The 11,762-nt window shown below is 64.0% G+C and carries 9 protein-coding genes; 3 read left to right on the top strand and 6 right to left on the bottom strand.

All coding sequences use genetic code 11. From position 1 onward, the window contains the following. Nucleotides 1-90: 90 nt before the first annotated feature. Both GGR62_RS19795 and GGR62_RS19790 read right to left on the bottom strand, forming a co-directional pair. Nucleotides 91-840 (bottom strand): hypothetical protein, encoded by a 750-nt coding sequence (locus tag GGR62_RS19795; RefSeq protein ID WP_260306319.1) that lies wholly within the window; start codon nt 838-840, stop codon nt 91-93. 114 nt (nt 841-954) lie between these two features. Beyond that, nucleotides 955-3,174 carry an ankyrin repeat domain-containing protein gene (locus GGR62_RS19790; protein WP_184409537.1) on the bottom strand — a complete coding sequence of 740 codons (2,220 nt, stop codon included), beginning with the start codon at nt 3,172-3,174 and terminating at the stop codon, nt 955-957. A 218-nt stretch (nt 3,175-3,392) separates the two neighbouring features. On the opposite strand from GGR62_RS19790, the gene GGR62_RS19785 reads away from it, so the two are divergent. Then, nucleotides 3,393-4,313, top strand: a complete 921-nt coding sequence (locus GGR62_RS19785) for a hypothetical protein (RefSeq protein ID WP_184409536.1) — start codon at nt 3,393-3,395, stop codon at nt 4,311-4,313. Between the two features lie 174 nt (nt 4,314-4,487). Here GGR62_RS19785 and GGR62_RS19780 read toward each other — a convergent pair whose 3' ends face one another. Further along, complete coding sequence (locus tag GGR62_RS19780; RefSeq protein ID WP_184409535.1) at nt 4,488-5,984, bottom strand: hypothetical protein; 1,497 nt, start codon at nt 5,982-5,984, stop codon at nt 4,488-4,490. Between the two features lie 281 nt (nt 5,985-6,265). Here GGR62_RS19780 and GGR62_RS19775 point away from each other — a divergent pair, with 281 nt between their 5' ends. Then, complete coding sequence (locus GGR62_RS19775; RefSeq protein ID WP_260289055.1) at nt 6,266-6,811, top strand: hypothetical protein; 546 nt, start codon at nt 6,266-6,268, stop codon at nt 6,809-6,811. Nucleotides 6,812-7,349: 538 nt separating this feature from the next. Here GGR62_RS19775 and GGR62_RS19765 read toward each other — a convergent pair. Next, nucleotides 7,350-8,936 carry an SDR family oxidoreductase gene (locus tag GGR62_RS19765; RefSeq protein ID WP_184409534.1) on the bottom strand — a complete coding sequence of 529 codons (1,587 nt, stop codon included), beginning with the start codon at nt 8,934-8,936 and terminating at the stop codon, nt 7,350-7,352. A 431-nt stretch (nt 8,937-9,367) separates the two neighbouring features. Between GGR62_RS19765 and GGR62_RS19760 the strand changes: the two genes are divergently transcribed. Further along, the gene (locus tag GGR62_RS19760; RefSeq protein WP_184409539.1) at nt 9,368-10,147 is read left to right on the top strand and encodes an SPFH domain-containing protein; all 780 of its coding nucleotides are present in this window, start codon (nt 9,368-9,370) and stop codon (nt 10,145-10,147) included. Between the two features lie 192 nt (nt 10,148-10,339). Here GGR62_RS19760 and GGR62_RS19755 read toward each other — a convergent pair whose 3' ends face one another. Then, entirely contained in the window at nt 10,340-10,939 is a 600-nt protein-coding gene (locus tag GGR62_RS19755) for a TetR/AcrR family transcriptional regulator (RefSeq protein ID WP_184409533.1), read from the bottom strand. Beyond that, the gene (locus tag GGR62_RS19750) at nt 10,936-11,553 is read right to left on the bottom strand and encodes an NAD(P)H-dependent oxidoreductase (RefSeq protein WP_184409532.1); all 618 of its coding nucleotides are present in this window, start codon (nt 11,551-11,553) and stop codon (nt 10,936-10,938) included. The genes GGR62_RS19755 and GGR62_RS19750 overlap by 4 nt, the downstream gene beginning before the upstream one ends. Between the last annotated feature and the right edge of the window lie 209 nt (nt 11,554-11,762).

Raw genomic sequence — 11,762 nt, 5'->3', positions numbered from 1 at the left:
CTCAGCGTCACCGAACGTCAGTTGCATGGATCACTCCTCAACATGAGGCGGGTAGTGTCGCGTATCTGTGGTGCGTTGTTCAGAGGTTCCCTAGTTCTTTTGCCTGGCCAGCGCTTTCCTGCATAACGCAAGATTGGTTCTCGCTGCGCGTACGATTGCCAGATAGCGGTCCGCAAGGACCGGTGGCCAGTTCTCCATCACTGCGTCGTCGTCTGTCGCTGCATCTTCGGCATAGGCATTCAACGTTTCCAGACACTGCGCATAAAGCGCGTTCTTGTACTGGGTGATTGCCAGATCATTGCGGATATCTCCCTCTTCTTCCCATTCCAGTGTCGGCCCGCATTGCGCCAGGACCGGGGACAGGGTGGTCAATGCCGTCCTGTAGTCCTTTCGGTCGTAGTGCTGCTGAAATGCCGCGCGCGTGCGGGCAAGGGCGTTGCGGCTGCAACCATCCTTGGCCCGCAGGTAAGGTGCTTCGAAACCGCCGTTGTAGCCGCACAAGGACTTGCACTCGACCGGCGTGGTGGTGGTCACGTCGATACCTTCAGCGGTGTCTGCGAACTGCACTTGGCACTCCGTGGGACCTGTCTCGCTTGTGGCAATGCCTTGTCTTCCATCAATCACGCCTTCCAGGAAGCACATGGCTTGGCTAGTGGTGCTTTCCAAAGAGAATCGTAGCGATTGCTTGTGCCTGGTCAGTAATAGATGCCCCCATCCCTTTTCGGTGATGTATTCGCCGGGCACCAGGGCGACGCTTGCTGCGGGGTCGTCCAAGGTTGGTGCGAATTCGGGCGCGCCGGCAGGCGGCTGCGCGAGGCATAGCGTGGTGGCAAGTGACATAGATGCCAGGCATGCCATCGTCAGAAGGGGGATTCTGTTTTGCCTGTCCATGCGTCTGCTGTGGTGTCCTGGAGGTAATGGTGCGATGGACAGTGCCATCACTCTTGATGCAAGTCACTGCAATGCCGCACGCACTGTCTGCAACGAGGCGGAAAACAGGTCGACGGCGCGCTTTCCCTCGTTGTCCTTGATGGTCCTGTCGGCTCCCCTGGCCAGGACGAGCGCGTAGTTGGGCGCGCTTTCATCATCGCTTTCCTGTTCGGCGGCGTAATGCAGCATGGTGCGGCCCTTGGCATCGCGCGCGTTGATGTCGATCCCCAGGCTCAACAGAAAATCCAGAAAGGCCACTTCCTTCGGAAAGGTGTGGCGCGGTAACCAGTGACGGGAGGTGAGGTTGTGCAACAGGGTTTGTTGGCCCGGTTGCAGGGCGAGCGGGTCCAGTCCCTTGGCCATGATCAGGCGGACCAGGTCCGGCTGGAAACAATAGGCCAGTGACGAACGCCCATCGGCCGCGGTGCGGGTGGCATCGGCGCCCAATTCCAGCAGCGCGGTGATGGGGCTGTCGCTGTCGAGCGTGTGGGACAGCAGTGCCGATTGCAGCGGAGTGTAGTGCAGCGAGTCGTCGGGGTTCTGCGCGATGGCGCGCGCGTTGATATCGGCGCCGCCGGCAACCAGCACGCGCACCTTTTCGCCGGTGCTGGCGGTGTGCAGCGGCGTGGTGCCGTGGATGTCGCGCGCGTTAGGATCGGCGCCGTGCGCGAGCAGCACGCGTGCGGTGGCGACGCCTCCCCAGCCGAGCATGGTGGTGCCGTTGTCCCAGCGTGCGTCCGGGTCGGCGCCGGCATCGAGCAGTGCCTCCAGCATGTCCAGATAGTCCTGCAGGCTGAGGTGGTTGCGTAGCTTGCTGTCGACGTCTTTCACCGCCTCCTGGCTGGCCTGCTGCAACGCGTGCTTGGCGGCGAGATAGCGTTCGCGCGTCTCCGCGTCCTTGGCGTTCGCGATCATTGCATCCAGTGAGTCGAGGTTGCCGATGCTGAGGCTGTCGATCAGGTGCTGACGGTATTGGGCGCGCGTCATCGCAGCGATCGGGCCGCGGGTGACCACCAGATCGTGCAGCGGCCAATAGCGCTGGTTCGCCCAGCCGTCGACGCGTGCGCCGTTGGCGATGAGCCAGCGCACGGTGGCCAGCGTGCTGTGTTTGACTGCGGTATTGAGCGGTAGCAACCGCGTGTTGAGCGTTGCGCCGGCCTTGAGTAGGCGCGCGATCATGGCCGTGTTGTCGTGCCGGGTGGCGTAATGGATGGCGGTGGAAAATTCCTGGTCGGATGCGGTGTGTTCCATCAGCCAGTCGCTGTCCGGCGTGCAGTCGGGCACGGCGCCTGCCAGCACTGCCGCCTCGATACCCGCGAGCGAATTGGCGCGTGCCGCGTCCAGCAATGCGCGATCGGCCGCACTGCGCTCCACTACCGGCAGTGGCGGCGTGTCGTTGTCTGGCTGTGCCGGATCGCGCTGCAGCCAAGCCAGCCACGCCTTGGCGCCCTCGCTGCCGGCATCCAGGTAGAACGTGTCGTTTTTCTGGCCATTGCCGAAGCGCATCCACGAGGCCCATTCGGTGCCGGCCATGCCCAGCGCCGACATCTGGGTGATGAAGCTGAAGAAATCCGGTGCCAGCGCCAGGCCGTGCAGCATTTCCAGCTCGTGCGAGAAATAGCGCACCGGTTGCCTGGTGGGATCCGGGTGCGTGGTGTCGATTGTCAGCCAGTCGCCATTGATGAGGGTGTAGAAGGCGAACTGGTGTTCCCACAGTGCAGGGCTGTTGGGTGCTTCGGACAGGTCGCGATCGGCCAGTTCCTGCTTCCAGTCCAGAAAGATGGGCAGGGCCATCGTGTCGATATGGGTCAGGCTCCACACCGCGTCGCGGTTGCAGCTCATGGACGGCAGGTCTTGCTGTTCCATCGCGCGCAGATGCGAGGGCACATACCAGCCGAAGCTCACCTCCGCCGACAACTCACGCAGCACGCGGCGCAGTTGGGTGGGGACCGGCATTCGGTGGCGATCTTCGAGCGCGAGCAGTTGACGTTCGGTTGCCGGCGGGGCGATCAGCAACGGCGTCACCTGCCAGTGGCGCTTGCGGGCGATGGCTTCCATCCAGCGCCATTTCGCTTGCCATTGCGTCCACTGTGTCTGCATGGTGGTGTCCTGTGTGGTGCAGGCGCCGAGCGCGCCCGCTGTGGCCAGGGCCACGAAGCCGGCTTCGAGAAACTGACGACGGGTGACCTTGCTCAGATGCGGTTCCTCGCGGAAGGCGGAAGAGAGGGCGGCTTGCGGGGCCAAGGATAATCCGCAAGGCGACAAGCGCCTGTCAGCAGGCAACGCGTGTGCGATACGCCAGAGCGCGTCCTGATGATGCCTGCACCGGAGACCTTGCGCTCTGCTGCCGGGTCTCGATAATCGGCACGATACCGCGTTGTGGCTGCGATGGATGCGGCCTGCGGGCAGCTGCGGCTGAAATCCATCAGTGCAGGGGCAACGTCAATCCAAGGAGGACGCAGATGCAATCAACATCGCACCTGGACGACAGGTTCGCCCCGGCCACGCGGCTGTATGCGCTGCTGGCGCGCGAGGGGAGAACCGGGGTGATCTTTCGTCGTGGGCCCACCAAGCAGGTGCAGTTGATCGCTTGGGATTTGCGCACCGATACGTTCGAGCATGGGCAGTGGTTCAAGGGCCGCATCTACGAGCGACGTTGCGACCTGTCTCCGTCGGGCCGGTTGCTGGTGTATTTCGCAGCCAAGCACAAGGGAGATTTCGGGACCTGGACAGCGCTGTCGCGCCCACCCTTCTTCACCGCGCTGGCGCTATGGCCCAAGGGGGATGCGTGGGGTGGCGGTGGTGTGTTCGAGGACGAGCAGACGTTGCTGTTGAATCATCGCCCGGATGCAGGCCGCGAGCCGTTTCCACTGCCGACCGGCTTCCGCCTGAAGCATGGGATGACGGTGCGGCCGTTCGGGCAATGGTCTGGCGGCGGCGAAGACGAGCCGATCGACAGCATGCTGCGGCAACGCGATGGCTGGCGAACGATCGACAGCGGTGAGGGCGAACGCGGCGGTTTGCGAAGCGGAGTGCTCTACCGTTTCACGCGCCCACGCGTGTGGGAGAAGGACGGCAGTGGCGGGCGTCGGCTGCAATCGCTGTTGCATGCCGTGGGGCGCCAGAACGATGCGTGCTATGCGCTGGATCATCGCGTGCTGGACCGCGATGGCGTCGTGCTGGTGGAGTTGCCCGGCACCGACTGGGCCGATTGGGATGGCGGCGACCTGGTGTATGCGCGCGGGGGCTGTCTGTATCGGCTCCGCAAAAGCGATTTTCGGCGCTATCCCGAGCAGGGCGAGCAGGTGGTTCGGCTGCTGCATGACTTCAGCACTGCGCGGTTTGCGCCGGTTGCACCATCGGCGGAGGCGCTACGCTATTGAGAGGCTGTGTGCGACGCCTGAGCCCTGCCGGCACTGCAAGCTGACAAGGCCTTGGATATCCGGCACCGGGTTGCTTGCGCGGCGCCGCCGCTTGCGGCAGTAAACGGCAGACCTGCAAGGCCTCGGTACACGGATGGGCCGCGCCAGCCTCGTATCGACGTGGTCGTGCTGCAATCAGGCGCCATCGTTGGCGCGCAGGTGATTGAGCAGCAGCACGTGCAGCACCGGTGGCATGGGCACAGTGCGTTCCCCATGCTCCCATTGCTGCAGAAATGGCGCCAGCCACTGGCGATGCCAGGCAGTTGGACGGGCGCGTGCGGCCAGCCGCTGGCGTAACTGTTCGACATATGCGTTGGCACGTGTCTGTTCGCCGCACTCCAGGTGGAAGAACACGAATGCCAGCAGCACGCTGTCCGGGCTGGCGAAGATCACCTCAGGCGGCACCACGCCGTTGTCGTCGCCGTGTTCCAGCAGCTGCAGCCAAACATCGGCGGAGCGTTGGAACCAGGGGCCAGCCAACTGATCGGCAATGCGCCCAAAATAGTGCGCATCCAGCGTGGGCAGTGCAGTCGCCAGGCGGGCCAGCGCAGCGCTCAACACGGCGTCGCCATGGGCTGGATTCAGCGCCCAGCCGCCGTAGGCGCCCACGTCTGCGCTGTCCAGGATCTCCTTGCCCAGGAAGGTTGTCGCGCTAGCCATGCAATGCAGGTCATGCAGCTGCGTGGTTGCCGCACGCTGCTGCCAGGCCAGCAGGCGCGCATGCTGCAGCCCCGCCTGGACCATCAGCTCGCCCAGGGCCGGGTCATAGCTGGCCCACAGGCAATGACGGCTGCCATCGTGGTCGCGGACCCATTGCCAATGATGGCTTGCTTCCACCGTGACAGCAGACCAGCCAGCAGCGCGCAGCGATGCGCCGAGGTGTTGCTCCACCAGTTGCGGGAGCAGCTCGCGCAGACGCACCTGCTGACGTTGGGCCTTGTCACGCGCTGTGCGTAAGGCGGCTGGCGTGCGCTTGGGTTGCAGGAAAAAACGCAAGCCCATTTCGCGCTCGATCTCGCCGACGCCGACGCTATCGGCCAGCCGCGGCAGGGCCAGGTCCTCGGGAGCGCCACGCCGAGGTTTGAGCCCGCGCTGTGCAGCCAGCGCACGGAGGGAGTGCAGCGTGTCGGAAGCGAGCAGGCCATCCAGGGTGGGGGCGATCCCGTCGGCAGCGTCGAAGGTCTCGTCCAGCCAGCCGTTGACCAACAGGCCATAGCCGTCGGTGAACAGCGCGCTGTCGTCGGCCTGGTCGGCAAGCAGCAACAGGTCGCCGAACACGGCTGCCAGCGGCAGCGTTTGGCCGGCGTCTGCTTGGCGGTAGACCACGCGTGCCTGGCCTTGCCACTCCAGGTAGACCGCGCCCTGCGCGTCCTCCAGCCAACCCGGTGCCTCGGCGGCCAGGGCCTGCGCGCGCAGGGCCGCGTCGTCGATGTCCTCGGCCGCTGCACGCACCAGCACGCCATGGCGCAGTAGCTCGGTGTGCATGCGGAACCAGGTCAGGCCGGTGTCGTAACGCGCCTGTAGCCGAAGCAGGCTACGCATGAGCGCTGCCTTGTGCGCGCCACTCACGGTGCTGCGATCGACCAGATGGATGCAGCGCTCGATGAAGTCCTCGATGGCGTGTTGTGACATCCGTGCGTCCTCTGCGTCAGTGGTCAACGTCCAGGCGTCATCATGCCAGTGGTGTGGGCAACCGGGTGAGCGTGAATCGCCGGCGGGACGCGTGCCGCTTGGCGCAGAGCAGCATGTCCGTTCGTGCGCTGCTGCGCACTTTCCATCTCAGGCCGTCGTCTGTGATCAAGAACTGCAACGTCGCGCCGCTAATCCAAGCTCAATGGAATCGCTGGATTGCGATAGTGGAGAATGCGTTGAACACATTGAGTCGATTGCTGGTCTTGTCTCTGGCGGCTGCGATGCCCGCCATGGCCGCAGAGCCTGCGCCCTCGCCAGCCGATGGTGCCGGCGCGCGCATCCGGATGTTTGGTCAAAACGGCGTTGGCATCGTGCTGTACAAGGATGCGGTGTGTACGGCCAAGTATGGCGAGAAGGTGCGCGCGTCCGGTTCGCTCAAAAGCGCTTTCGGTTCGTTGATGGGCTCGGTGAAGAATGAGGCGATCGGCATCCCGGAGACGGAGAGCACGCGTCATCTGCGTGATAGGAAGATGATCGGCTCCAAGCCGTTCTACAAGGAATACATGATCGAGCCCGGTAAGCCGGTCGTTGTGGAAGCTGGTGCAAGCTCGCCGGCGCACTGGAGTCAGGCGCCTGGTTACCACAGTGGCTGGAGCTGCGGCGCATTGCTTGCTTCCACGTTCGTTCCGCAACCTGGCGCAGATTACGAGGTGGCCTTGAACCTGGATTTTCGTAGCTCGGTTTGCACGCTGGCCGTCAACCGTGTGGATGCGAATGGTCAGGTCAGCCCGGTGGATGTTGCGCCGGTGGCCAAAGACTGCAAGTAATTGCAGCCCATCGCCGCAGCAGAAATAAGACGGGTGCAGCGCAAGCGCTGCACGATTGGCAATGGCCACTCTCGGATGCTCGATCGCATGCTGTCACGCCGGTTATTGCTGGCGACGTGTATCGCCGCGATTGCCTGGGTTAGTCCTGTGGCTGTCGCGCATCCGGGTGGATTGAACAAGCACGGCTGCCACAACGACCGCAAACACGGTGGCTATCACTGTCACCGCTCCGCCAGTGGCGACGGCAAACCGACGACCGCGGCCGAGCCGCTTGATCGGTCCCCGTGGATGCCGTCGGCCGGGGCGGTCTTCCGCAATTGCGCAGAAGCTCGCGCAGCTGGCGCTGCACCGGTGCGGCGTGGCGATCCAGGATATGGCCCACATCTGGATCGCGATCATGATGGCGTGGGATGCGAGCCGTCGCGTCGGCGCTGATTCACGACGCGATCCTGTCAGCGCATCACTGCCACGCATGGCGCATGCGGGTTGCCAGCATGCTCCACGCATCTGTGCTGGATGCGTGGCCCAGTACCACCCCTCACCAATCCGTCGGCGCGTAATCCTTCAGGAACTGCCCCCACACGTGCTCGCCGGTGTTGAAGCCGTGGATGATCGGGTCGACGATGCGGGCGGCGCCATCGACGATGTCCAGCGGCGGATGGAAGCGTTCTTCCTTGACCTTGAGTGCGGCGATGTCGGCCGGATCCTCGTCGGTCACCCAGCCGGTGTCGACGCTGTTCATGTGGATGCCGTCGTTCTGATAATCGGCCGCCGAGGTGCGCGTCATCATGTTCAACGCGGCCTTGGCCATGTTGGTATGCGGATGCCGGGTGGTCTTGAAGTTGCGGTAGAACTGCCCTTCCATCGCGGAGACATTGACGATGTGCTTGTCGCGCTCGGGCGTGCGCAGCATCAGCGGTTTCAGGCGCGCGTTGATGATGAAAGGCGCGATGGCGTTGACCAGTTGCGTCTCCAGCAGCTCCACCGAGGGCACTTCGGCCAGCAGCAGGCGCCACGAATTGCGCCCACGCAGATCCACCTGTTGCAGATCCTGATCCAGGCGTCCATCGGGGAACAGATGCTGCTGACCCACCAGCTCGTCGTCCAGCAGCGCCACCTGCGACAGCTCGGCGGCGCGGGTGAGCCCGTCGGCATCGGCGAGGCCACGCCCGTGCACGGCCGGCAGTGCGGTGGCCGAGGCTTCCCGCAATAGCTCGGGCGTACGCAGGCCTTCGTAATGACCGACCAGCTTGCGCACGGTCTCCGGCAACTCGTGCAGCGCGGCGGTTTCGCCGGCCATCATGTGCGCGTAGAACTGCGGCGGGCGGCGCACGGTCTGGCAGGCGTTGTTGATGATGAAGTCCAGCCGCTCGCGGGTGGCCAGCAACTGGCTGCAGAACGCTTCCACGCTGGGTGTGTGGCGCAGATCCAGGCCGAACACCTGCAGGCGATGGCCCCACTCTGCGAAGTCCGGTTCCTGCGCATACCGGGCGGCCGAATCGCGCGGGAAGCGCGTGGTGACGATCAATTCGGCACCGGCACGCAGCAACTTCAGGCCGGCCTGGTAGCCGATCTTGACCCGGCCGCCGGTCAGCAACGCCACGCGTCCGCGCAGGTCGGCGGTTTCGGTGCGCTTGAAGAAATTCAGCTCCGCGCAGACCGGGCACATCTGGTCGTAGAAGTGGTGCAGCTGGGTGAATTTCTGCTTGCACACATAGCAGTGGCGCAACTCCGGCGAATGCGTGGGCTCCGGCGCGGCGGTGGCGTTCTCGCCGTTGTGTGCGTCGTGCAGGCCGGCGGCATGCGGCGGGAAGACGTTCGGGGTACTGAATACCGGCTTGCGCCGCAGTGCGCGGATGCCGCGTTGTTCGAGCAGCGCCTCGGCCTTGCGCACTTTTTCCTGATGCCGTTCGCGCTCGCGCTGCTTGAGCAGCTGCCGCCGCGCCTTCGGTTCGGGGTGATAGACCTTGGCCACTACCTGGTGCAGCCGCACGCGGTCGGCCTCGGGCAGTGCATCGAGCACGCTGCGGTCGGCATCGATGGCTTCCAGCAGGTCCAGCGCCACGCGCAGGCGGTCGGTCAAGGGCAGGTCGTCGGCGGGCGGGAGCGGGGCGTTGGTGTTCAAGATGGATCCGGAAAAGAGCGGTGGAAAGCGAAGCGAGTGCGGCGAAGGCCGCTGGCAGTCCGCAACGGAGCGTGGGCCGGTGAGGGCAGTGGCCTGACCCTGACGCAGCAGGTCGGAGCCTTCGGCTACGGCTAGTTTCGCCGATGCAGGGGCGTTGGCGCCAATGGCGTGTCAAGCCGGGCCGGTGCTGGCGGGGACTCCAGCGCGGCTGGCGCCCCTGTTTGGGTTGTGGGGGGGCGGCAGATCCAATGCTGTGCCTGCGGCGCGATGGCCTGTGAGCGCCGGTGTGATGCGCCTTGCGTGCTGCCACCTGAAACGCGGGGAATGGGCGGCAAGCTGGATGCGATCGCGCCAAGGATTGGCTAATCTTTCGCAATACACCGGAAGGGCATGCTGCCCGTCCATACAAGGGGATATCGATGAAGACGGTTGTGCTGGCCACTGCGCTGGCCGGTTTGCTCTGTGCGTGTACCGTGGTTTCACCCGATCCGGGTCAACAGGCGGTACTGGTGGATAAGCCCATGTTCTTCGGTAAAGGCGGCATCCGTCTGGACGATGTGCGCGATCCTGGGCGCACGTATACATGGGTAACCACCTCTGCGTCGTATGTGGATGTCACACCGCAGACCGTGCAGGTGGCGTTCGACGATTTCTCATCCAGCGACAACATCCTGTTGGATTTCTCCACCCAGATCCAATACCGGATCACGGCGCCAGCACTGCTGCTGTCCGGTTTCGGGCAGGACTGGTTCAAGAACAATGTCGCCAGCCAGTACGCCTCGATCGTGCGCGATCAGGTCAAGCGCTACGACATGACCAAGATGATGAGCGACCCGGATACCGCAAAGAAGATCGACGATTCGGTTACCCAGAACGTCAGTGCGCTGGTCAAGCAGCAAGGCCTGCCGATCCAGATCCAGAACATCACGCTCGGCCGCGCGCGTCCCAATCCGGATGTGTTGCAGCAGATGAACCTCACTGCTGCGCAGCAGCAGCGTGTCAAGACGTTGGTGGAGGCGACAACCGCAGAGCGGCAGCGTGAGCAGGAACAGGTTGCCAAGGCCGATGCCGACAACGCGTATCGCAATCGCATGGGTCTGACGCCCGAGCAGTACTTGGCCAGCCAGATTGCCGAACTCAACGCCGATGCCTGCAAAAAAGCGCAGGCGTGCTACATGGTGCCGTCCGGCACCTCGGTGATCGCCAGATAGCGTGCGTCGCCAATCATCGGCAAGGCAACGTGTGTTGCCTTGCCGTTGCATGTCTTGGGCTTCAACAGCCGGTGGTCATTGCGGAGTTGAAGACGTTGCAATGCGTCGCGCGTTGGGGAATGCCATGCAGGTCAATCCAGCGTTCCAGTGACGGCTCACGTGGCCGGCAATTTCCTTGTTGCCCTGGCTGCGTTAACCGCTTCGCTCGACCATGCCCAGAATGATCGCCTGCAGTTCGTGTTGCGCCTGCGCTTCGCTGAGATCGCCGGTAACGGCGGCATCGGAGAGTGCGTCGGCAGCGCCGAGCATGGCCCATAGGCTGGCTGACGAAATGCCGGAGGAGGGGCAAAAAGGCGCCAGCAGCGCTGCGCACTTTTCGATGAAGGCGTGTTGGTATTGCTTTTTGACGGCGGCCAGTTCCGGGGAGCCGGTCAGGGCGGCGACGACGCCGGAGATTTCGCGTCCCTGGGTCAGCACGCAATTGACGTAGCTGGTGGCGATGACGCGCGCCTTGTCCTGCAGGGTCGCCGCAGCGGCCTCGACGGCGGCGTCGAAGAGCACCGTCTGGCGCGCGTCGTAATCCTGGTAGAGCGCGGCCAACAGCCCGTTGCGGGTACCGAAGTGGTCGTACACCACCGGTTTGGTCACGCCGGCCGCGTCGGCCAGCCTGCCCAGCGTCAGGGCATCGGTGCCTTCATCGCCGATCAGTTGCCATGCCTTTGCCAGAAGCTGACGCGTGCGTTCTTCCCTGGGCAGGCGGCGACGTGGCGATCCATCGGGCGGTGAACTCATCGGGACTCTGCGGTGCTTGGGCAATGTTCGGCAAACAGCTTACGGCCAATCGCCCATGCGGTCTCCAGATGCGCCGCCGGAAAGCCAGGGTCGGAGGCAAGCAGAAACTGCGATGTCGCGACCGGTGCGCCGCAGTAATCGAAGATGCCGTGGTCGATCTGCGTCTGCATCGCCTGGTCGTAGCCGTGGCGAGCGAAGGTCCCTGCGTCCGCACCGCCCACAGCCACCAGGTGGATCTGCAGGCGCTGCAGCTTCTTCACCACTTTGCCGTTTTCCGATTCCGCATAGGCCCAGCCGTTGGTGAACACTCGGTCGATCCAGCCTTTGAGCAAGGCAGGAAACGACCACCAGTAGATCGGATAGACCAACACCAGTGCGTCGGCCCGATCGAGCCGCGCGTGTTCGGCGGCGACGTCTGCCGGTGCCGGCGCCTTTTTCTGGAACAGGGCGATGTCCGCCGCAGTGAAGCGTGGGTCGAATCCTTCCGCCGCCAGATCGGCGATTTCGACCGTGTGCCCGGCCTGGGACGTGGCGAGCCCATCGGCAATGCGGTCGGCAACCGCATGGGTCAGTGATTGGCTGTCCGGGTGTGCAACGACGATCAAGGTGTGCATGAATTCGCTCGGTGGCAATGACTTACCATTAGTAACTTACTTTTAGTAGATTGTCGACCTCGGCGGATGTTCGTCCTGCACTGCGGGCCGATCCACGTCGGTTGCCCATAGGGCGTGCAGGGTCACTGCAACGCTGTGTTTGCCGATGAACGCCCTACCATCGCGCTGCCTCCAAATCGTCTGCGTTACGGTGATCTCTCAACGTTGCA

Source organism: Xanthomonas sp. 3075 (genome assembly GCF_014197275.1).
Lineage (GTDB): Bacteria > Pseudomonadota > Gammaproteobacteria > Xanthomonadales > Xanthomonadaceae > Xanthomonas > Xanthomonas campestris_B.
The sequence above is the reverse complement of the archived record's forward strand: the minus strand, read 5'-3'. Positions and strand labels throughout refer to the sequence as shown.

Excerpts from the sequence above, each read along its gene's own strand:
- GGR62_RS19795 (WP_260306319.1), bottom strand. The coding sequence starts at position 840 with ATGTCACTTGCCACCACGCTATGCCTCGCGCAGCCGCCTGCCGGCGCG.
- GGR62_RS19785 (WP_184409536.1), top strand. The coding sequence starts at position 3,393 with ATGCAATCAACATCGCACCTGGACGACAGGTTCGCCCCGGCCACGCGG.
- GGR62_RS19780 (WP_184409535.1), bottom strand. The coding sequence starts at position 5,984 with ATGTCACAACACGCCATCGAGGACTTCATCGAGCGCTGCATCCATCTG.
- GGR62_RS19775 (WP_260289055.1), top strand. The coding sequence starts at position 6,266 with ATGCCCGCCATGGCCGCAGAGCCTGCGCCCTCGCCAGCCGATGGTGCC.
- GGR62_RS19755 (WP_184409533.1), bottom strand. The coding sequence starts at position 10,939 with ATGAGTTCACCGCCCGATGGATCGCCACGTCGCCGCCTGCCCAGGGAA.
- GGR62_RS19750 (WP_184409532.1), bottom strand. The coding sequence starts at position 11,553 with ATGCACACCTTGATCGTCGTTGCACACCCGGACAGCCAATCACTGACC.